This window comes from Embleya sp. NPDC020630 (genome assembly GCF_044334985.1).
GTDB lineage: Bacteria > Actinomycetota > Actinomycetes > Streptomycetales > Streptomycetaceae > Embleya.
Genome location: NZ_JBIRUB010000001.1, coordinates 971178 through 991280 on the forward strand (window position 1 = coordinate 971178; position 20103 = coordinate 991280).

The 20103-nt window shown below is 69.7% G+C and carries 23 protein-coding genes; 8 read left to right on the forward strand and 15 right to left on the reverse strand.

The features are described from left to right. Positions 1-3 precede the first annotated feature (3 nt). Complete coding sequence (locus tag ACH4XV_RS03910) at positions 4-960, reverse strand: DUF6545 domain-containing protein (protein ID WP_395786677.1); 957 nt, start codon at positions 958-960, stop codon at positions 4-6. A gap of 238 nt (positions 961-1198) precedes the next feature. Beyond that, a complete protein-coding gene (locus tag ACH4XV_RS03915) occupies positions 1199-1660 on the reverse strand; it encodes an XRE family transcriptional regulator (protein WP_395786678.1) in 462 nt (153 codons plus the stop codon). Between the two features lie 458 nt (positions 1661-2118). Between ACH4XV_RS03915 and ACH4XV_RS03920 the strand changes: the two genes are divergently transcribed. The 8 genes from ACH4XV_RS03920 to ACH4XV_RS03955 all read left to right on the forward strand — a co-directional run bounded on the left by ACH4XV_RS03920 (position 2119) and on the right by ACH4XV_RS03955 (position 8621). Continuing rightward, on the forward strand, positions 2119-2484 hold the full coding sequence (locus ACH4XV_RS03920) for a hypothetical protein (RefSeq protein WP_395786679.1): 366 nt from the start codon (positions 2119-2121) through the stop codon (positions 2482-2484). Beyond that, the gene (locus tag ACH4XV_RS03925; RefSeq protein WP_395786680.1) at positions 2485-3561 is read left to right on the forward strand and encodes a hypothetical protein; all 1077 of its coding nucleotides are present in this window, start codon (positions 2485-2487) and stop codon (positions 3559-3561) included. Then, complete coding sequence (locus ACH4XV_RS03930; RefSeq protein ID WP_395786681.1) at positions 3558-4280, forward strand: ATP-binding protein; 723 nt, start codon at positions 3558-3560, stop codon at positions 4278-4280. The genes ACH4XV_RS03925 and ACH4XV_RS03930 overlap by 4 nt, the downstream gene beginning before the upstream one ends. Before the next feature lie 90 nt (positions 4281-4370). After that, positions 4371-4895 carry a WhiB family transcriptional regulator gene (locus ACH4XV_RS03935; protein ID WP_395786682.1) on the forward strand — a complete coding sequence of 175 codons (525 nt, stop codon included), beginning with the start codon at positions 4371-4373 and terminating at the stop codon, positions 4893-4895. After that, positions 4892-5860, forward strand: coding sequence for a DUF2637 domain-containing protein (locus tag ACH4XV_RS03940; RefSeq protein ID WP_395786683.1), 969 nt, complete (start codon positions 4892-4894; stop codon positions 5858-5860). The genes ACH4XV_RS03935 and ACH4XV_RS03940 overlap by 4 nt, the downstream gene beginning before the upstream one ends. Before the next feature lie 132 nt (positions 5861-5992). After that, positions 5993-6217, forward strand: coding sequence for a hypothetical protein (locus ACH4XV_RS03945; protein ID WP_379997464.1), 225 nt, complete (start codon positions 5993-5995; stop codon positions 6215-6217). Between the two features lie 128 nt (positions 6218-6345). After that, complete coding sequence (locus ACH4XV_RS03950) at positions 6346-6873, forward strand: plasmid mobilization protein (RefSeq protein ID WP_379997462.1); 528 nt, start codon at positions 6346-6348, stop codon at positions 6871-6873. Beyond that, complete coding sequence (locus ACH4XV_RS03955) at positions 6870-8621, forward strand: relaxase/mobilization nuclease domain-containing protein (protein ID WP_395786684.1); 1752 nt, start codon at positions 6870-6872, stop codon at positions 8619-8621. Before ACH4XV_RS03950 ends, ACH4XV_RS03955 begins: the two co-directional genes overlap by 4 nt. 724 nt (positions 8622-9345) lie before the next feature. Here ACH4XV_RS03955 and ACH4XV_RS03960 read toward each other — a convergent pair. The 13 genes from ACH4XV_RS03960 to ACH4XV_RS04020 all read right to left on the reverse strand — a co-directional run bounded on the left by ACH4XV_RS03960 (position 9346) and on the right by ACH4XV_RS04020 (position 19838). Beyond that, positions 9346-10047, reverse strand: a complete 702-nt coding sequence (locus ACH4XV_RS03960; protein WP_379997458.1) for a Sua5/YciO/YrdC/YwlC family protein — start codon at positions 10045-10047, stop codon at positions 9346-9348. Further along, positions 10044-11249 (reverse strand): 2-isopropylmalate synthase, encoded by a 1206-nt coding sequence (locus tag ACH4XV_RS03965; RefSeq protein ID WP_395786685.1) that lies wholly within the window; start codon positions 11247-11249, stop codon positions 10044-10046. The genes ACH4XV_RS03960 and ACH4XV_RS03965 overlap by 4 nt, the downstream gene beginning before the upstream one ends. A 617-nt stretch (positions 11250-11866) precedes the next feature. Then, on the reverse strand, positions 11867-12208 hold the full coding sequence (locus tag ACH4XV_RS03970) for a DUF317 domain-containing protein (protein WP_379997452.1): 342 nt from the start codon (positions 12206-12208) through the stop codon (positions 11867-11869). Positions 12209-12296: 88 nt separating this feature from the next. Then, positions 12297-12704 (reverse strand): DUF317 domain-containing protein, encoded by a 408-nt coding sequence (locus ACH4XV_RS03975; protein WP_379997450.1) that lies wholly within the window; start codon positions 12702-12704, stop codon positions 12297-12299. A 506-nt stretch (positions 12705-13210) separates the two neighbouring features. After that, entirely contained in the window at positions 13211-13636 is a 426-nt protein-coding gene (locus tag ACH4XV_RS03980) for a hypothetical protein (RefSeq protein ID WP_379997448.1), read from the reverse strand. A 239-nt stretch (positions 13637-13875) separates the two neighbouring features. After that, positions 13876-14739 (reverse strand): DUF317 domain-containing protein, encoded by an 864-nt coding sequence (locus tag ACH4XV_RS03985; RefSeq protein ID WP_395786686.1) that lies wholly within the window; start codon positions 14737-14739, stop codon positions 13876-13878. Between the two features lie 79 nt (positions 14740-14818). Further along, positions 14819-15679, reverse strand: a complete 861-nt coding sequence (locus tag ACH4XV_RS03990; protein ID WP_379997444.1) for a DUF317 domain-containing protein — start codon at positions 15677-15679, stop codon at positions 14819-14821. Beyond that, positions 15676-16515, reverse strand: coding sequence for a winged helix-turn-helix transcriptional regulator (locus ACH4XV_RS03995; RefSeq protein ID WP_379997442.1), 840 nt, complete (start codon positions 16513-16515; stop codon positions 15676-15678). The genes ACH4XV_RS03990 and ACH4XV_RS03995 overlap by 4 nt, the downstream gene beginning before the upstream one ends. 46 nt (positions 16516-16561) lie before the next feature. Then, entirely contained in the window at positions 16562-17092 is a 531-nt protein-coding gene (locus ACH4XV_RS04000) for a hypothetical protein (protein WP_395786687.1), read from the reverse strand. A gap of 19 nt (positions 17093-17111) precedes the next feature. Further along, positions 17112-17573 (reverse strand): type II toxin-antitoxin system RelE/ParE family toxin, encoded by a 462-nt coding sequence (locus ACH4XV_RS04005; protein ID WP_395786688.1) that lies wholly within the window; start codon positions 17571-17573, stop codon positions 17112-17114. Further along, entirely contained in the window at positions 17570-18331 is a 762-nt protein-coding gene (locus ACH4XV_RS04010) for a hypothetical protein (protein ID WP_395786689.1), read from the reverse strand. The genes ACH4XV_RS04005 and ACH4XV_RS04010 overlap by 4 nt, the downstream gene beginning before the upstream one ends. Positions 18332-18350: 19 nt before the next feature. Continuing rightward, positions 18351-19025: a DUF4913 domain-containing protein gene (locus ACH4XV_RS04015; protein ID WP_395786690.1), complete on the reverse strand. Its 675-nt coding sequence runs from the start codon at positions 19023-19025 to the stop codon at positions 18351-18353. 87 nt (positions 19026-19112) lie between these two features. Beyond that, positions 19113-19838, reverse strand: a complete 726-nt coding sequence (locus ACH4XV_RS04020; RefSeq protein WP_395786691.1) for a DNA-methyltransferase — start codon at positions 19836-19838, stop codon at positions 19113-19115. Positions 19839-20103 lie beyond the last annotated feature (265 nt).

The window sequence follows — 20103 nt, forward strand, 5'->3', positions numbered from 1 at the left end:
TCCCTACACCCTGCCCGCCAAAGTACGGCTCAATTCCTCGACACACGCCCCGGTCGCCGGCCAGTGGAGCGCGGCCTCGATGTCGATGAGGCGATCGGCCTGAGCGTCGAGATCCGGCAGCGGTGGCCGCGGGGGGACCAACTCCACGCGTTGCGGAGCCTTGCCTCGGCGCAGCGCGTCGGCGGTCAGGACGGTCCACGCCGCGACGGTCGCCAATTGGAGCTCGGCGCCTGTGAGTCCACGTCCCTCCAGGTCGATGCGGAGGCGGTCGCACAGGTCCGGGTCGGCGTAGCGGCGAAGGGCCAGCATGCCGTCTCGGATCTCGACGACGTCCCGGACCAGGCGCATGTGCGCCGCCTCCAGGCCGAGCGGATCGGGGCGCGTGCCGGGGGGCGTGGGAAGGACGGCGTCGGGGATCGCCGGCGCGACGAGATCCCAGAGCGGGCGAAGTGCGCGAAGGCGCTCATGGGTGATTCGGGTCCAGTGGCGATCGAGCATGGTCGTGAGGCGATCCGGTACTCCGTCGTCCGACCGTTGCGCGGGCAGGCACGGGGACGTTGCCCGTGCGTAGATGAGCGAGGCGAGCATTTCCGCCTCGCTTTCCTGGGCGGGGGCGAAACCGTGACGTCCGCGTAGCCCGGAGGTCTCCACATCCGGGGCGTCCGAGTGCGATGCAGTGTGGTCGCAGATCAGGTGGGCCAACTCGTGCAGGACGACCAGTTCGAAGTGCGCGCCGGTCAGGCCCGGGTCGTGGAAGATCCAGTCGGTCGTCTCCAGCGGGACGGTCAGGGCGTGGACTCCGCCGCTGGGGTCGGGATCGGCCGCTGCCGCGATGCCTATGTCTCGGCCCCGCAACCCCTCAACGGTATGGCGGAACGCGTCCAGGTCGAACGGGCGAGGTATGGCGATTCCCTCGAGCCGCTGTTCGCAGGCGGCGAGCAATGGTTGCAAGTCGTCCACGTGTGTTCCTCAAGCTCCGACGGGCGGGAAGTGCGAACCCCCGCTCGCGGCGAAGCCGACGACCCGCGCGACTCCACGCGAGATGTTAGAACACAAATCGGGACGATTGGTCATCAGATCTGACATGTGTGACCAGAGGCACGGTTGCCTCGGTGGCGCCGCGGACAGGCTGGGCACGGTGCTGTGCGGGGAGGACGACGTGCGATCCCCGCTCGCGAAGTGCGAGATGGGGCAGGGTCTACTCGACCGGCCCCGGGTCCTCCGGCGGCTCGGGAAGGCCCTCCAGGAGGCGCACGCGGTCGAGCATCGCGGCGATGCTGGCCTGGCTCTCCCGCGACAGCCCGTTGGCGCGGAGGGCGATCGAGCGAACTCCCGCGTCGCGGACGGCGGCGAGCATCGCGAGTTGGGCATCGGTCCGCTCGGCCACGGCGTCGTCGTAGAAGTAGGTAACGGACACGCCGAAGAACTTGGCTACCGCGTTCAGGCGGCTGTGGGTGGGGTCGTCTCTGCGCCCGGTTCGCAGTTGCCACATGTACGTGGTGCCGATGACCGTTTCGCCGGCCGCCTCGTTGATCAGCTCCACGGCCTCGGCCGTCGAGTACGGGCCGCGGTCCGGTGGGTGCACGGTCGCGAACAGGTGCTCCAGGCGCTGCGCGAGCATGCCGGGTTCGGGCGCCGCCTCGTCCACATCGTCGGCCATGGCGTCACCTCCCTGTCGGACCGTGTGATCCAACTCTGCCCGATCTGCTAGCGCGGAAGCAAATTGGTCGCATTGAGATCACCTCTTCGCGATGGCTAATTTTCGTGATCTACTACAGACAGCCCACGTGACCCGACGGGGAGTCATCCGGCGTGACATCGGACTGTTGTGGCCGGTCGACCCAGGGCTACGAACAAGGGTGGACTTGGTCGCCGACCCGGTGCCATCGTGTCCGTCCGACGCCGCCCTGCGGCCCACGCGAGGAGCGCGCGATCCCATGACCTAGCCCATCGAACCGCCACGACGAGCGGTGAGAGCACAACGGCGCCCGGGGGCGGGAACCCCCGGACGCCGCGCTCGAACCCCACGAAGAGGCTCGGATACTCCATAACCGAAGCGACCGGCCCAACTGTCGAAGGCCGTGCCGGTGGCTTCACTTACGATTCGGGGATTCTCGCATGACCGACATCGTGCGTACAGACCTGCCCGCAGCCGGCGCCGCGGAGCAGGTCCACGCCACAACACCGCCCCCCTGCTGCTCCGACCACTGCGCCTGCGACCGCGCGGTCGACCACGACCTGGCCCGACTGGTCGGTGACCTCGCTGACGATCCGGCCGTGGTCCGGCTCGTCTTGGAGGCGAGCGGGATGTTGACCGCGCGCCTGCTCGACGAGTACGGCGCTCTGCTGGACCTGCCGGTTCAGCTCTGCGCGACCGTCGCATGGCGCGCGGACCGCGCCTTCCCCGGCGTCGCCTGGGACCTTCCGCACGACTTCCACCCGACGACCGGACGCCTGACCCCCGCGATACCGAGGGGGTGCTGAATGCCCAGAATCCGCACCACCAAGCCCGAGTTCTACGAGTCGGACACGCTGGCCATGGTGTCCCTGTCGGCCGAGCGCACCTTCAGTGGACTGTGGCCGTTCTCCGACGACTACGGCCGCGTCCGCGACAACCCTGCCTTCATCCGCTCCAAGGTGTGGTGCGTCCGCACCGAACACCCCGAGGAGGGAGTCGCCGACGACCTCCGCCAGCTTGCGGCCGTCGGGGTCATCTGCCGCTACGTCGGCTGCGACGGCAAGAACTACCTGCACACCGTCAACTGGGACGAGCACCAGAAGATCGACAAGCCCGGCGCGCCGCACTGGCCTTCGTGCCCGGTACACCAGGCCACCCAGCGATGCTCCAAGTGCGGCGGGCCGTGCAAGCGCCTCTCGCGCGACACCGAGGCATCGAAGACGGCTTCCCGGGACCTCCCCGAGCCGTCACCGAGTATTCTCGCCACGGCTGCAACGCCTTGCGTAGGTTCCCCGAGGGACGTCGAACCGGTGACCGCCGCCCCGGCGACGCCGACCGCAGTGTCTCGCTCCGAGCCGCGTTCGCCTGTCGCCGTTGGCAGCGAATCCGCAGGTCGGGACACGTTCGCCGAGTCCTCGGGGACCACTCACCGAGTCCTCGCCGAAGGCTCGGCGCCTGGACCTGGGACCTTGGACCTAGGACCTGTTCCCTCCGGGGGGCGCAAGGCCCCCGCGCCCGCTGCCACCGAGCGACTCGATGACCGTTCCTCGACGCCGACGGACGCGCCGACCGCCTCCCGGCTCATCGCCGAACACGTGAGTGCCTGCCGAACCCGACCGCCCAAGGACGTCGTGGGACAGACCGCCAAGCTCGTCGCCCGCTTGCTGGACGAGGGCATCGCCCCCGAAGCCGTCCGGGCCGGGCTGGAACGCCTGCGTGCCAAGGCGCTACACCCGAGCGTCCTTCCGAGCCTGGTCAACGAAGCCCTCAACCCGCCAACGCCCGGCGCGGGCACCGGCGGTACCGGGTACCGACCGTGGACCAACTCGCCGCCTGTCACCGACCTGGTCGCGGTCGGCACCGGCTCGTGGGGCTCGCTGTGACCGAGCCCCAGCCGATCGGCCGCTTCGACAAGCGCATGGCCGACATCCTTGCCGCACGTGGCATCGACCCGACCGCCGAGGTCCACCTTGAACCGGACGACCCCCGAGGCGAAGCCCTTCGCCTGGCGAGCGAGCGCATCCCGCCGCTCTTCCGCGACGCCCAGCCCTGGCACCCCGACGTCCTGTCCTGGGTCGACGAGGTCCTGCGCAATGCCGACCGGGGTATCACCGGCATGCGCAGGATCACCACCGGGTCGACCCTGCTGATCGGCGGGACCACCGGAACCGGCAAGACCCACAACGCCTTTGGTGCCCTGCGCCGCCTCATCGCCTCCGGCTGCGCCACCCGCTGGACGGCGTACAACCAGCCCGACCTGCACGCCCACCTGCGCCCCCGCAAGGACGCCGACAACGAGCGCGAATTCCTGGCCATCGCCAACAGCCCGCTGCTCATCCTCGACGACCTGGGCGCGGCCAAGCCGTCCGAATGGACGGAGGAGCTGATCTACCGGCTGATCAACCGCCGGTACGAACACATGCTCCCGACCCTGATCACGACCAACCTGCGCTTCGACCACCTCGGTTCCTACCTCGGCGACCGCATCGCCTCCCGACTGATCGAGATGTCCACCGAGGTACACCTCACCGGCGAGGACCTGCGCCGCGCCATCCGCGCGCAACGCGAACTCGACCGCGCGCACGCCCGCGACGCCGCCTGACGCACGGCACGTCGCACCCTCCACGACCGCACGACCCCGTCGGCTCCCGGCCTGCCACGCCGGGCCACGGCGGGGGAACGGAGCATCCCCATGAGCGCCACCAACCCGCCTCGGCCCGCCTCGAGCTTCCGCACGCTCGGCGACCAGAGCTGGAAGAACACCGCGTCGTGCCGCCGCCACGTCGACCCCGACCTGTGGTTCCCGGGCGGCGAAGGCGCCGAGTTCACCGAACGCATCAACCGCGCCAAGGCGATCTGCGACTGGTGCCCCGTCCGCTCGACCTGCCTGGAAGCCTCCCTCGAAGAGGGCGACCGCTGGGGCATCCGCGGCGGCCTCACCGAGGAGGAGCGCAAGCCGCTCCGCCACAACCTGGACCGCCGCCTGGACCGCGCCCGCGTCACCGCCGCGCTCGCCGGCCGCCGGATCCACCTGACCATGCCCGAACAACGCGCCGTCGCTGTGGAAGCGAGAGCGGCGGGGATGCCTGTCGCGCGGATCGCGGTGCTCCTGGACTGCGCGCCCAAGAGGGTGCTCCGGCTGATCCGGGAAGCCCGCCGCCGACCTCGCCGTCACACCCGCTCGCCGATCGTCGTCGTCCGCAGCGAGGCCGCGTGACCATCGCTCCGGCCCCGCCCCACCGCGTCACCGCCCTGGACCGCACGGCGATAGCGCTGCTCGGCGCCGCCGGTTTCGCCCTGTCCTACGACGCCCTGCGACAGATGGCCCAGGCCGTCCACGTGCGCGGACCTCTGACCCTGCTCTTTCCCCTGCTCATCGACGGCTTCATCGCCTATGGGATCCGCGCCCTGCTGGTCCTGCGCACGGCACCTTTGGCCGCCAGGGCCTACGCCTGGACGCTGTTCGGCACCGCCACGGCAGCGAGCATCTGGGCCAACGCCCTGCACGCCGTGCGGCTCAACGCCCAAGACGACGCCGGCGCGGGCGGCCTGCGGCTCGGGGACACGACGGTCGGCGTCCTGTCCACGCTCGCGCCATTGGCCCTGGCCGGAGCGGTGCACCTGTACATCCTCATCGCACGCACTACCGGCGCCGACGGCGAACAACCGACCACCTCCACGGTGTCCGAGCCCGCCGGACTACCGTCCGCCGGTTACCAGGTGTCGGCCACGACCGCGCTTCGTGACCCCAAGATCGAGCGGTGGGCCACTGTGAACCGCTCCACCGCAGAAGGACCCTCGTTGACCGAGAAGGCCCGGACACCGATGGAAGCTGGCCGGTCACCGCGCCCGGACACCGGGACAACCCTCCGGACGGCGCCGGCCGCCCCGCCCCCTCGACCGCCTGAGCAGGCTCCCGACCTGCACGGACAAGCCCCGGACACTGCACCGAAGCGCCCGTCCGGTCACCAACCCGCTTCGGGCGGTGACCAAGTCCGAGATGCGATCGACCGTGCCGACCGCACCCCTGTGATGACCGACGAGGACCTGCTGTCCGTGGCCAGGACAGCCGTCGCGGACAGCGGACAGGTGACCCGGAAGGTCGTGGCCGCAGCCATCCGAGGACAAGGGATCCCGCTGTCCAACGACCGGCTCACGCTCCTCATGCGCGAACTGCGCTGACCGCCGACTGCACTTCCCTCGAAGCCGCCGACCGCCACATCCCACTTCGGCGGTGGGTACCCGGACCCGCGATGCGCAAGCTGGGTACCCACCGGCCCTGCCGAACTCACCTGCATCTGTTGGAGAGAGCCCGTGCACGACCTTCCGATCACCCGCGCAGAGATCGACGCGTGGTTGCTCGCCCTGCTCGCGTTCGACGTGATCCACGATGCCGCTCACGGCCCCGACGGCTGTTGGATCGTGCGCCGTACCGAGGCGGATTACCCCGATGTCCTGCACTCCCCGGAAGAGGCAGGCATCTTCGTTGCGGCCATGCAGCTTGCCGCCCGTCGCACCGCCCTCGAGGAAACCGCATGAGCCCGCGCGAAGGCATACCCGGGGACAGCATTTCCGCAGGTCAAAAGCTTCCCGACGTTGCCGGAGCAAGTTATCCCCAAAGCAATGCACCCGCCGGGAGCATTGCTTCGGGAGGCCCCGCCCCAAGGGTGGCGGGCCTCCTCCGGCACCAGGGGGCGCCGGAGGAGGGGACTGCGACCGAGGGCGGACCGCAGACCGGGAACGACCAACACCTGTGCCACGACACCGATTGCGCACACGCCGCCCAACTCAAGCCGCGCGTGCGCCATCGCCCGCACAAAGCGCCCCAGCACAAACGTCCCCACCAAAAGAGCACCCGCCTCGACGACGACGAACTCGCGCTGATTTCCGCAGCCGCAGCCGCCTGCGGCATGACGCCCGCCGGCTTCCTCGCCCACGCCGCCCTCGCCGCAGCCCGCGACTTGAACACCACGGCCGCCGCAGTGGCCGGTGAACGCGAGTTGGTCACCGAACTCTTCGCCGCCCGCCGCCACCTCGCCCAGGTCGGCAACAACCTGAACCAGATCGCCAAGCTCCTCAACTCCGGCGCCGAGGCTCCCCATGCCGCGACCGTCCTGACCGCCGTGATGAACGCGGTCACCCGCCTGGACGCGGCCACCGACCGCCTCCTCGACCACCGCGACGCCGCCGGGTGATCCCACGCATTCACAAACGCGGACCCCGCACGATCGGCTTGCTCGCCTACCTCTACGGCCCGGGAAAGGCCGAGGAACACGTCGACCCGCACATCGTCGCGTCCTTCGACGGCATGGCACCCGACCCCGGACGCGACCCCAGCGACTCCCTCAAACCCCTCGAACGCGTCCTCGACCACCCGCTGCTCGCCCTGCCCAAGGACGAACGACCCAACGCACACGTCTGGCACTGCTCCGTGCGCGCCGCAGCCACCGACCGCATCCTGACCGACCAGGAATGGGGCGACATCGCCCGCCGCATCGTCGCCGCCACCGGCATCGACCCCGAAGGCGACGACGCCGGATGCCGATGGGTCGCGGTACGCCACGCCGACGACCACATCCACATCATCGCCAACCTCGTCCGCGAAGACGGCCACCGACCGGACCTCGACTTCGACGCCCCACGCGCCCAAGCCGAAGCCCGCCGCATCGAAAAGGACCTGGGCCTGCGCGAACTCGCCGCAGGCGACGGCACCGCAGCCAGGCGCCCCACCAGCGCCGAACGCCACAAGGCCGCACGCCGCGGCCTAGAATCCACCCCACGCGAACTCCTCCGCGAAGCCGTCCGCCGCTCCCTCGCCGGCGCCGCCGACGAGAGTGAATTCTTCACCCGCCTGCGCGGCGAAGGTGTCCGGGTGAATCAACGCCGCGCACCCTCCGGCGACATCATCGGTTACACCGTTGCGTTGCCCGGCGATCACAACGCCCAGGGCCAACCGATCTGGTACGCCGGTTCCAAACTCGCGCCCGACCTGTCCTTGCCCGCCATCCGACGCCGTCTCGACCATGACCCTGAAGACATGTGGATCACCACCGGGACCACACAAGAGCGGCCCCACAGGAGCGGACGCGCGCAACCCACGCGCTTGCGGCCGGCGCAAGCGCGAGACCGGGCGACCGACGCCCTCGACCGTGCCGCTGCCGTCTTCGACGCGGAGGACGACGCAGGCACGGCCGCCGGCCTGATTGGGGTCGGTGAAGTCCTCGATGCGCTTTCCCAGACCGCTTCCGCCGACGTCCGCGCCGAACTACGAGCTGCCGCACGTGAATTCGAACGTGCCAGTCGATCTCACATTCGCGCGGGACGTGCCGACCAACGCGCGCTGCGCTCTGTCGCCCGCGAAATCGTCTACGCCGGGGGAGCTTTGGGCCGTGGCGAGGACGGCGCGGCCACGGCCGCCGTCCTGTGCACCCTCGTCCTGGTCGCTGTGGCCGCCGCACGCTGGCACACCGCCCACGGCCATGCCCAACAGGCCGCAGCCGCACAAGCCAGCGCTCGACACCTGCGCGCCGCCTACCGCAACGCTGCCGCACCACCGATGCGGGCGTTGCACGATGCGGGACGGTCCCTGCCGGCTCCTGAGCGCGACCGTCACCGAGACACGATCGCCACCGTCCTGCCGGACCAAGTCATCGGCCCGGCCGAGGACTCTCTATGGAACGCGCTGACTGCCACTCTGGACCAGGTCGAACGCGCCGGATACGACCCGCAGGCACTCCTCGCCGAAGCGGCAGCCATGCGCGAACTCAACAGCGCCGACAACACCGCCGACGTCCTTGTCTGGCGACTGCGCCACATCGCCCAACTCCCCGCACCCACTTCTCGACGCGTCACCAAGCGCGCCTCAACCTCGCCGAAACTTGCCCCGGCACCCGCAGCGACCCCCACCCAGTTCGACGCCCCACGGCACACAAACCGTCGGTGACCTGCAAAGGAGCCTCCCGGAAGTGATCCTGAACACCATGGACTTCGTCCGCTTCGAAGTCCATGGTGTTCCTTCCCTACGGAGAGGCCCGCCTTGCAGCGACCCGATCACGAGCCCGAGCCCGATCCGGAAGTGCCGCTCAACCTCAACCCCATGCCCGACCCCCGTACCTACGATCACGACGACCTCGTACGGTGCACCGAACACTCGGATGAACTGCGCGCCCGAGGAATCCCGATCCGCTGCCCTTCCTGCTCCGCACGCCGTGACTGGCTGGTTATCCTCCACCGCGGCAACGTGTGGATCCGATGTAGATGTGCCTACCAGTGGCACGAACGCGAGCTGACCACGGAGGCGTTCGACGAGCTGGGCGTCGGACCTCCTGATCGGTACTGGTCCTCTTTCGAAGAGGCGGTTATGTCCATGGGATTCGACGGAACCTTGCGCGGAACGTACTTCTAGTCGATAGAGGGAGGCGCCTTGCGCTTTGCCTCTTGCCGGGGCGGGGGTGCCCGCAGGGATCGCTCCCTGGGTTCGCCGAGGCCCGTGCATCGGATCACCGCCGAGATCGGGCCCTCGGTGATCTGCGGGAGAGAACATCCCTGTCCAGGGAGTTCGCCGGCGGCATCTGGAGCGAGATGGTCCGTAACCGCACCGGTGGCAGCGCCCTGCTCGCCTTGGGGGTCTGTCCACCCCGGCAGTCACAGCCCGGAGACGGTCTGCTTCAGGGGAGTGGGGGCGCGTAGCGTTCGTGCAGGTGGGTGAGGTAGTCGTCCGGGTTCGGGTAGGGCCGGTCCTGGGCGCCGTGGCGGTGGAGGGTCAGGCGGCCGTCGGGGTGGAGGGCCACGGTGGTCGTCGCGCGGAGGGCGGGGGCGTTCGCCGGGTCGTCGTCGCCGGTGGCGGGGTGGGGCGGGCGCAGGACGGGGACGGTGGCGGGGAACATGGCCAGTGCTTCGTCGTGTGTGGCGGCGGGTGGGTGGCCGGTGCGGTTGGCGCTGCTCACGTACAGCACGGGGTGTTCGTCCAGGAGCGGTGCGAGTGGTTGCCAGCGGGTGCCGAAGAGCAGTACCCGGTCGTTCTTGCAGGCGGGCGTGAGCCAGGCGGGTCGATCGGCCCCGGCGCGGAGGGGCAGCAGCAGGGTGAGGTGTTCCTCGGCCAGTAGTCGGGCGGCCAGGGCGAGGTGTGCGGGGGCGAGTTCGGCGCAGGCGGTGATGGCCTGGAGGGTCTCGGCGTGATGGGCCCAGAGGGCGACGGGCTGGCCCGGGGGTCGTGTCTTGGCCTCGTTGACGCTGTGGGGCGTGGTGGCGGTGACGACGTGGGTCAGGGGAGGGGGGTTCGGCAGCACCACGGCCGTGCCTGCGCGCAGGGCTCGTCGGACGTCGTCCATGCCGGTCGTTGCCCGCTGTGCGGCGAGGTCGGGGCTCACGGTGTGCCTCCGTCGTGGTGGTGGGTGAGGCTGGCGAGGTAGTCGGCGAAGGCGTCGTCCTCGATCACGGCTCGGCCGGTGCGGTAGGCGCGTTCCTTGACCCACGTCATCGCGGCGTGGGTCTGTTCGCGGTCGAGGGTGTGGCCGAGGCGGGTGGCCACGGCGGTGACGACCCGGGCACTGGCCAGGTGGGTGAGGACCACGCGCGGGGCGATGCCCAGCACTTCCCGGGGGTCGTACGGCTGGAATAGTTCAGGGTGGACGAAGGGCGTGCCAGTGGAGATGGACCCCACCCCGGTTCCGACGATCGGTGTGGTCACGGTCAGCGGGACACCGGTCTCCTCGGCCACCGTCCGTGCGATGACCGGGAGTCGGGTCAGATCGGGCGGGGTCCACCAGGGCGTGGTGTCGGGTCCGAGCAGTTCGTCGGCGTGCCGGGCGAGCAGGAAGAGCAATTGTTCGGTGGCGACGATGCCGGCCCGCTCGGCGATGCCCAGCCACGAGGAGGACACCACCCGCACCCCTGCGGCCAACGCCTCCAGGGTGTTGGCCAGACCCAGTCCGAGATCGTTGTGCAGGTGCGAGGCCAACACGACGTCACGGCCTGCTTCCGCACGCACCCGCCGGAACATCTCCCGGCAGTCGGAGGGCAGTTGGGCGCCCACCGTGTCCGCCAGGACGACCAGACCCGCCCCCGCGCCGGTCATCGCCTGCGCGTGGTGCGCCATCAGGGCGTGGTCGGCACGGGAGGCGTCCGCCAGGCACACGTCCACCGCGACCGCCTCGTCCAGATCGCGGGCCCGCTTCACGAGATCGACGCCGGCCTGAAGCGCCTCCGCCGCGGTGCGATGGACCATCACCTGCGCCATCGCCTCCGACGCGGGCACCACCACCATCACCCGGGCGTGACGGCTGCCCCTCACGGACGCCACCGCCTGCTCCAGGTCCCGCTGCGCCCCACGGCACACGGCCGCCACGCTCACCGCGCCTTCGGCTTCCACCGCAACCTGCCGCACGGCTTCGAACTCGTCCCCGCACACGGCGGGGAAACCGGCCGCGAACACCACGTGCCGGGGCCCGTCCGAACCGAACACGCGGCCCGTCTCATGCGCTAAACGCACCCGGAAGTCCGCTGTCATCAGCGTCTTCGCCTGTGCGCCGTCCCGGGCCGACTCCTCCCAGAACACCACCCCCCCCGGCACCCGCCGACTCCCGCACCACATCCACCGACACCACTCCCTACGTCCGGGTACCGGAGATCATGTTGACAGACCTCAGGACAGTCGTAGGCCATCAGCGAGTGAACGATGCTTCACCGGACGTGCACTCACGGGAGCTTGTCTTGCTCGCACGGGGATCCCCGTTCCGTACAAATCGACGAGAGCCGCGCACGCTGTTCGCGTGTGCGGCTGGTCTCGCGCGTAGTCAGGGGGATGGGGACGTCAGGTGAGACCTCGGCGGGCTGCGGTCGCGTGTTCCACCACGCGCAGTTGCTCCGTCAGCTGGACGATGTCGGCGAGCAGGCTCGTGGTCCATTCGTGGGCGTGGGCGATGAACAGGAGATCGTTCTCCGCCCGTTCCAGCGTGTCGGACTCGTCGTGAAAGCACGCGACGGTGGTCGCGACGATGCGCTCACGGCGGTCGAAGAGGCGAACGATGGCGTGCCGGCCGCGAGTTTCGGTCCGGACCGACCACGGGCCCCCGCTGCCGCCGATGACGCGGGCGCGGATCAGGGCGTACTCGTGGGGTGTCAGCAGTGCGGGGTCCCTTCGGGGATAGCGGGAGGCGGCCCGGTTTCCGGCGTGCTGCGAGAAGGACCTCAGAATTCGTCGGGTCGATCGTGTGCCGCCAAGAGGGCGGCGACGAAGCCGGCGATGACCTCGGCCGGCACGGCCGCGTCGAAGACCTGTTCCCAGCCGGGCCTGTCCGGGGTGCCCTCGACCGTGATGTGCCACAGGTCGCCGAGCCGGGTGTCCGGGGCTTCCGGGAGATAGCCGATGTAGACGCGGCCGTCGGGGGAGGCGGCGTGTACGTCGGCACGGTGGTCGAGAACGATCGACCAGCCGTTCGCGACCAGGAGGTCGAGCACGGGATAGGGAGTGCCCGCCCCCTTTATCCAGCGATCCCCCTCCATGTGGACGGAAGCCGAGTGGGCGGTCACTGCTGGGACTTGGCGAGCTGGCGGGGGAAGGAGAGTCAGGTGCACAGGCGGGCCCTTCGACATCGGGTCTGGTCGACTGCCGGTCGGATCAGACGGACTCGGTGGCCCGCTGCGCAGTGAGCAGGGTTGTGACGAACGCGTGGACCAGTTCGTTCGGTGTGCTGCTGTCGAACGTCTGGGTCCAGTCGTAGCCCCGATGGTCGTCGACCGTGACCTCCCACAGCGGTCCGCGTCGTCCGCCGGGGTGTTCGGGGGTGAACCGGATGAACGCGCAATTGTCGGGCGAGGACGTGTAGACGTTGGCCGACGAGTCCGAAGCGATGCCCCAGCCAGCGCCACGCAGCATGTCGAGTACGGGGTGCGCGTCACCAGGGTCGGTGAGCCACATCCGCTCAGCTCTGGGGGACATCGAAAGGGGCGAAGCGTCCGTGTACAGACCGCTGGAGGTCGCCTCGGCAGGGTTGCTGGGGGAGTGGTGGGAGCCATTGTCGAACATCTGGAATCCTTCGCTGACCTGCGGAGTTGCCGGTGGATTCACCGACGTCCGTACGTTGGCATCGGTTGGCGGGTGGTATCCAGTCGTGTGCGTCTGCCGTGGGCGAACAGGTTGATTGACAGGATCCATTCGGAAATGGAACTGCCCCGGCCGGGAAAGCAACCCGGGCCGGGGCAGCGTGTTGCTGGGCATCGGATGCGGCGACGTCGTGTCAACGGCGTTATGGCCGCGCAGAGTTGCCGACGGCCCGAAGGGCGTGGGGCGTTACCGGGCCTTGTGGCGGCGTGGACGGTCGGGCCGGTGTTGTGGTGCGGCTCGCTGCGCCGCGGCCACGCGTGAGCGGTGCCGGGGTGAGGGGCAGGCGGGCATGAACTCGTTCACCGGGCGGGGTCGGGCGTATGGCTCAGCCTTCGTCCGCGAGGGTGTCTTACTTCAGGTCGCGATGATCGGTGTTCTATCGCCCGGGGATGAACACGGTGCTCCCAGGCCCGATGGGGGTTGTGGGGTCAGCGGCGTGCTCGCGATGTGATGCCGTGCGATGCCGGGCTGCTGGTCACGGGCGCGGTCTCGGTGGGGCGGACGTGATCTTGGGGTGTGGGGCTTCGGCGGGTTGCTGCGGCGCGCGTCTGCGCGGCCTCGGTGCTGGTGGTGTGGGCGGGGGTGGGCCGGACTGGCGCGTGGGCGGGTGCGGGGCCGAGGTCGGTGTAAGCGTCCAGGAGTGCCTGGAGGTGGGTGTCGGCGTCCTTGATGAGGGTGGCAAGGAGGTCGATCCTTTGCCCTGCCATCTGCACCACTCCGGATGGGTTCAGCAGGCGGTGGGAGCAGTCGGCGGCGTGCATGAGGTCGGTGGCCAGCCACTGGGCGTGGTGGCGGAACTCGTCATCGAGGCCGTCGAGATGGGTCGCGGCTCGTTGGACGAGCTTGACGATCACCAGGTGTGGGCTGTCAGGCGGAAGGTTGTTCATCACCTCCCGTGGCGTTGTGCCAAGGGCCGTGACTGCGAGGTGGGTGCCGGGTCGAGGTATCACGTGGATGCCACCACGGTCGGCGGAGGGGTCGGGTGCCATGGTCGGGACCTTCAGGGTGGTGATGGAGCGCGGCGGCGGTTCGGCGCGCCAGTGGCCGTGGTCCTGCGCATCGCGTCAATTCCGTTGGTGACCGGCGCGGTTGGTCATCGGGGCGGAGCGGACGAGGTGGTCGGTGGGTTGTTCGCGTGGTGCCAGGCGGCGAGAACAAGTTGATCCGGAGTGAGGCCCACCGGAACGTGTGTTCCGCAGGCCGGCGGCACGGCTGCGGTGTTCATTGCTGCGGTGGGCACCCAGTGGGAAGGGCGCACTCTGATCAGGTGGAGCGAAGAATTGGGGAGCCAGCGGGCCTCGCGCAGGACGGGTTGAGGGTCGGTGAGGGCGTCCACCACGGCGGTGACCACGTGGTGGGGCATCGACGCGGACAAGCGTCCGGCCCAGACGATGTCGTCGACCTCGCCGGCGCGAAGATGCCACGTCCAGTCGTCGGCGCGCGGTCCGGATGAGGGGTACGAGCGGGTGATGGCCAGAAGGCCGTCCGGAGCCATCGTGCCCACCGCAGTGTGGCCGTACAGGCGGATGGGCCAACCTGCGCCGTCCACGACCGCAGTGAGGGCGATGTCGGTCGGTGTTCGGGTGGGTTCGTCTCCTGCGAGGTCGCGGGCGATGGTCGTGGCAGCTGCGCGAACGACTTCCACCGGGGTCTCATGCTCGAACTCTGCTCGCCATGCTTCGTCGGGACCGAAACCGGGGTCGACGTGGATAGTCCAGTCCCACTGCTCGTCCGGGTCGTCTTCCCGCTTGGCGAGCGTGACCCTGGCGCGGTCACACGGGCTGTGGGCGCTCTCGGTGTGACCGGGGTCTTTGGTCCACGTCCACCCGAAATCCGTTTCGAGGACGCGGAAGGCATGGTCACTGTCGCCCATCCCGGCCAGGTACGGGGGCGAGATCCACGCTTCGCAAAGGACGTCCTCCTCCAGGACTACGGAGATCTCCGAGTACGTGTGCAACTGCGCTCCCTGGCGATGTGGTTCGATCCGTGCGACGTGGCACGGCCATACGGCGACGGCAATCGGGACCGGCCACGTGCTATCGCTTCGCTGTCGAGCGAGGCGGTGCCGCGACGATCGCTCCGGTCGGAAGCGTGGGCACGGTGGGTGTCGCCTTGGCGCCGGTGGTGCTGCGGCTTGCCGCCGCGGTTGCGCACGCCGATTCGGGCCCTGCATCTGCGGTGATGGCGAGTGCCGCAGTGAGGTAGCGCAGGTGCTCCTTCGGGAGTTCGCGCCGGGTGCGCGGGACGGGAGCGGGATCGGCGAGGGCTGTGCTGAACGCGGCGATCAAGTGCGCGGGGGTGTCGCTGGTGAACGTGGCGTGATCGCGATACCGGCCGTCCCCGATCACCAGGTCCCAGGCGTGAGGACCGCTCGACATCTCCCCGGCGTAGGAGCTGGGGGAGCGGTTACAGATCAGCTGGGCCGCGCCCTCGGGCGAGACGAAGGTGGCTCGAGTGCCGATGAATCGTTCCCGCCAACCCGCCTCGGAGAGCGGATACCAGCCCGGCGTGGCGCCCAACGGGGCGACCAGGAACTCGTCACCTTCGGCTGTGACGCTCGCGGCCAAGGCGGTGGTGAATCCCGCGACGGCCTCGATCGGGACCTGTGCGTCGGCGACCATCTTCCACTTGGGCAGGTGCATCGGCAGAGTGGCGGCGGTGACGTGCCACAGTCCGATGTCGTCGCCTTCGGGCGTGAAGGCCACTCGCACCCTCATGCAGGGCGAGTCGACGTACACGTTTCCGAGCTCGTCGTACCGGTGGGACCAACCTGCGTTCAGCAAGGGCCGGATAGCACCGTCCCCGTCGGCGCGTGACCCGGCCAGGTGGCGTGGCGAGACGAACAGCTCTTCGAGGTCGTCGTGGGCGGTGAGGGCGTCGAGTTCCTCGGGCGTCACCGGCGTATCCCACCGTGCCGTGGCCCGGCGGCGGTCGGGGTGGCCGCGCCGGGCCCCAGAGCGTCGCCAGGGTGGGAGAAGGTCACTGCGAACGTGGCGGCGTGAACTGTGCTGCGGCCGGTTGCCGCTGTCCGGGCCGCAGCACGCGAGGGCGCGCTGAGGACTGTGGCTGCGGTGGGATTGGCCGCTGTCCGGGTGGCTGGAACGTCGGCGGAAGCGACGTGGTGATGGGCCCAGACGGTCAGTTCGCCGATGGTCGGTTCCAGGGCGCGTGCGCGGTCGGTGAGCGCGTAGTGGCCGCGCCATCCGTTGGTGCGGGCGATGACGCCGTTGTGCTGGAGTTGGTGGAGTCGCTGGGCCAGGAGGGGGTCTTGGATGCCGGTGATTGCCTCCTTGAGTTCACTGAATCGGACCAGCTCACGATCACGCAGGATCTGGAGGATCGGGAGTGTGTGTCGATTCCTCAGTACGGCGAGGGCTTCTTCGGTGGCTTCTGCGGCGGGCACGGGGTTGTTGTGTGGCAAGTGCTTTTGCGACCAGGCGGCGAGGGACGCGTGTGCGGGTTCGAGGGCCCGGCCGGCTGCGGTGAGGGCGTAGCCGGGCTTACCTCGGCGGGTGACGGCTTCGACGAGGCCGTCTTGGGCGAGGATTCCCAGCCGCCGCGAGACGCCTCCGTCGGCGATCCAGGGCAGCGCGCGGGCGATTTCGCCCGCGCGCAGGTGTGTGTCGGCTGCGTGCGCGAGGGTCTGCAGGACCCAGGTCGACCAACGGGGATGGAGGATTGCCACGGCACGTTCGGTGCGTTCGTCGGCGCGCGGCGGAGCGATCGTAGGCATGACGGTCCTTGGGGGCGGGTGCGGTGGCGGCAGTGGACGTTCGGTGTCAGCGAACCCGGCGGCGGCCGGCCTCCGGGGGTTGCGCGGTGGGCGTTGGCACGGGGGGCCGACTCGTTCGATTCGCGGTGTCACCGGCCGGGTTGGACACGACCGACAGCGTGCGGTGCTCGGGACCGACCTCGCGAGCCCTGCGTTGTTCGCGCTCCGGAGGAAGGAGCGGAGGTGTGCAGGCGCGATAGGCGCCGATGAGCAGGCCCAAGTGGTAGCGGGCCTGTTCGCGTTCTCCCGCCAGGAATTCGATCCGTGCGGTCGCCACGCCCGATGTGGTTCCCGGTGGTGTTTCGGCAGTGGTGCCCACCGCCGCCAGGATCTTCGCGGCGGCGTGTGCGACTTGTCGGAAGACGAGGTCGCGGGTGTTGAGGTTGAGTGCGCGCTGGACGATCAGCGAGGCCAGCTCTTCCTGAGCGGGATTCTCGTGGCGTCGATGCCGCAGGGTGCGCAAAGCGTCCGCGCCCAGGAGTTCGTCCAGGACGCGGGTTCCCATGAGCGGGACGGGCGGGGGGAGTTCGTTGTCCATGGGGCCTCGTGCGGGTGGCTCAGCGGCGCGATGCCGTGCGCGATGACGGTGCGGCGGCGGGGATGCGCGTGGCGGGCGTGGTGGGTGAGGGGCCGGCGTGGGCGGAGCGGGCGCGGGCCGCTTGAGGGGTGCCGTCGCCGCCGGGCCGGCAGGTACGCAGGCGGGCCGCTGCGGTTTCGTAGACGCTCAGGTCGGCGCGGGGGCCGGCCGCGACGATGACGATGTCCCGGTGGTCGCGGGGGCCGGAGGGCTGTGGCATTTCGATGTACACCACGCGCCAGTCGGCGGCGGGGCCGACGTAGAGCTTGCGGCAGCCGTCGAGTTCGCGGGTTTGCTGGTTGTCGAGCCGGGGGCCGCGGATGTGGGTGCGCATGACGTCGTGGATCAGGGACAGGGCGTCGGCCCGGATGTGGCGGGGCATGCGGTCCAGGTCCTCGATGGCTTCGGGTAGGGCGTTGAAGCCCCACCGCACGACGCTCATCGACCGGGTCCGGTCGTCGGGGAAGTGCCTGGTCGTTGCGCGAGATGGGCCACGGTCGGTCCGGTGGGCCCCGGGCACGACGGCGTCGCGGTGCGGCTGTGGGCCGCCGCTTGTGTGCGGCCCGACGAGTCGGCGGCGGATGGCTGTGACCGGGAGCCTTCGCGGGTGGTGATCCATTGCTCTGCCGTATCCCGGTCGGGGAAGCATTCCTCGCGCACTGCGTAGGCCCAGGGTTCGCGAAGTATCCGTTCGATTTGCACCACGAAGGGCAGTTCGGCATGAACGGGGGCGTCATCGTGCATGAGAACCCAGGTCTCGACGTCCTGGTCGGTGTCGTATGCGCCGGAGTGCGCCAGGAGGCGGAGCCGGTTGCCGGCGTCGCGGGTGCGGCGCTCGATCTCGCGTGTGACGGTGTCGGCGGGTGCGAGTTGGTCGGCATCACGAACCAGCCGATCGGGGTCGGCACCGCGCTCCAGAAGCCAGCCCTCGGCCAGGGCGAGGGTGGCGGCGCGTGCGTGTTCGACGTGGACCGTGGCCGTCCAAGGGTCCCGCGCGATGTGCACCACGCGAAGCCACGGGTAGCCGTCGGGGCTCCAGGGCGTGGCCAGATCGCCGAGCGCCAGGAACTGCTCGTTGCCGTCCGGCGCGATCTGTGCGGCGACCGGATGCAGGTCGGGTGCGTGGAACCACAGGTCCTCGATGGCCTTTGCCACCCTGTCGTCGGCTGGGGTCCAGTCCTCCAGGTCGAAGTCGTACACGGAACTCCTCGGACGAGGTTCAGGCCGCCGACGGCAGGTCGACGAGGGCGGGTGCGAGGGTGGCTACAGGTGCGGCGGCGGGGCCGGCCAGGAGCCGGTGATTGGGGCGGGCCGCGTTGGTGGTGCATGCGCCGAACGGTCCTGCCGGGTCGCGCAGTTGGGCGAGGGTGGGGTCGAGATAGTCGCGGTGCCAGGTCGCCGGGCCGGTGAGACCGGCGTCGGCGTCGGTGAGCTGCTGGAATGCCAGCCACAAGCCGTGCAGGCGTACCACTGCCTCGGGGTGCTCCTGCCACTGCGAGCACCAGGGCCGGTTGGTGCTGATCTCGCGTCCGTATACGGGGAGCAGTAGGTCCTCGACCCACATGCGCAATGCGGCCAACTCGGCGGCGTACTGCGGCGGATCGAATGCCAGGATGCAGATCGACGTGTTCGTCGACGCTGACTCGTTCCTCGCGCCGTCCGCGCTCGGCGGTTCATGCGCGGCGTCGTCGAAGTCCTCGTTCGCGACCGTGAGATGGTCCAGTACCTGGCGCTGCGCGAGGAGTTCGCGGGTCAGCCGGTCGATGATGGCCCACAGTTCCTCCGTCGCGACGTCCTCGGACGCAACCGAGGTGGTGTCACGTTCGGGTCCGTCGGCGTCGGGATCGGAAGGACGCGGGTCCGGAGGCAGGGGCTCGCAGTCGGTTCCGGTCATGGGGAGATGCCCTTTCTCGGGAGGCGGGGGCGGCCGGCCGAGCGGCCGGGTCGATCCTCGGCCGGGCGTCGACCCGGCCGCTCGGAGTCATGCCGCGAGTTCGTACTGGGCGGTCCCGGCCAGTCGTGCCTCGGCGATGTCCGCGTACTGCGGCGAGTACTCGACGCCGATGAAGCGCCGCCCCTCCATCAGGGCCGCGACTCCGGTCGTGCCCGAACCCGCGAACGGGTCAAGGACCGTCCCGCCCGGCGGGCAGAGCGTGACCAACTCGCGCATCACGCTCAAGGGTTTCTGCGTGATGTGCTTACGGTCCTTGCGCGGCTGTGACGCGGTGTACAGACCGGGCAGGTAGACCGGATTTCGGGCGGCGTCGACCCCTCCCTTGCTGCCCCACACGATGAACTCGCAGGACTGCTTGATGCGGCCCTTCTGCGGCCGGGACGCCGGCTTGTGCCAGGCGGCGACGCCGCGCCACGTCCACCCGGCCATCTGCATCGCGTCCGTGAGCGACGGCAGCTGCCGCCAGTCGATGAACACGATCGCGGTACCCGTGGGAACCGTGGCCCGGTACGACTCGCGCAGGATCTCGGTCATCCACCTGGTGAAACCGCGCTGGTCCTTGTTCTCGTCGCCGAAATCCGGGAGCCCGCCCTTTTCGGACGTGTATTTCGAGCGCGCACTGCGTGTGGTCCTGTCCGAACTGGTGCGCCCGCCGCTGTTGTATGGCGGGTCGGTGACGAGCGCGTCCACGCTATCGTCCGGAAGCGTCGAGAGGACGCTCAAGGCATCCCCTCGATGCAAGGTGTAGGGCATAGGCGTGCGGCCTTTCGCAGAATACTGAGGAGATCATCCCGGGATCTTGATGAGCGATTCACGCCGGCGATGGGAAACGGAGACTAGACCCGATGTGTGACGCCGCAAAATCGCACTCTCGAATTCATCGGGGACGCCGCGGACTCTGCCGCAGCGTCGTCCACCGGCGGCCGAGAGCAGCCCCGCCCGCAATGAATCTGCAGGTGGGTAGCCTCGGGGGCACCTGGTAATGCCGCACGATGCCACGCAGTCCGCACTCGTCGAA

Bases quoted from the DNA above. Each gene is read 5' to 3' on its own strand.
- ACH4XV_RS03935 (WP_395786682.1), top strand. From the start codon at position 4,371: ATGAGCGCCACCAACCCGCCTCGGCCCGCCTCGAGCTTCCGCACGCTC.
- ACH4XV_RS04000 (WP_395786687.1), bottom strand. From the start codon at position 17,092: ATGGACAACGAACTCCCCCCGCCCGTCCCGCTCATGGGAACCCGCGTC.
- ACH4XV_RS04015 (WP_395786690.1), bottom strand. From the start codon at position 19,025: ATGACCGGAACCGACTGCGAGCCCCTGCCTCCGGACCCGCGTCCTTCC.
- ACH4XV_RS03995 (WP_379997442.1), bottom strand. From the start codon at position 16,515: ATGCCTACGATCGCTCCGCCGCGCGCCGACGAACGCACCGAACGTGCC.
- ACH4XV_RS03915 (WP_395786678.1), bottom strand. From the start codon at position 1,660: ATGGCCGACGATGTGGACGAGGCGGCGCCCGAACCCGGCATGCTCGCG.
- ACH4XV_RS03975 (WP_379997450.1), bottom strand. From the start codon at position 12,704: ATGTTCGACAATGGCTCCCACCACTCCCCCAGCAACCCTGCCGAGGCG.
- ACH4XV_RS03920 (WP_395786679.1), top strand. From the start codon at position 2,119: ATGACCGACATCGTGCGTACAGACCTGCCCGCAGCCGGCGCCGCGGAG.
- ACH4XV_RS04020 (WP_395786691.1), bottom strand. From the start codon at position 19,838: ATGCCCTACACCTTGCATCGAGGGGATGCCTTGAGCGTCCTCTCGACG.
- ACH4XV_RS03925 (WP_395786680.1), top strand. From the start codon at position 2,485: ATGCCCAGAATCCGCACCACCAAGCCCGAGTTCTACGAGTCGGACACG.
- ACH4XV_RS04005 (WP_395786688.1), bottom strand. From the start codon at position 17,573: ATGAGCGTCGTGCGGTGGGGCTTCAACGCCCTACCCGAAGCCATCGAG.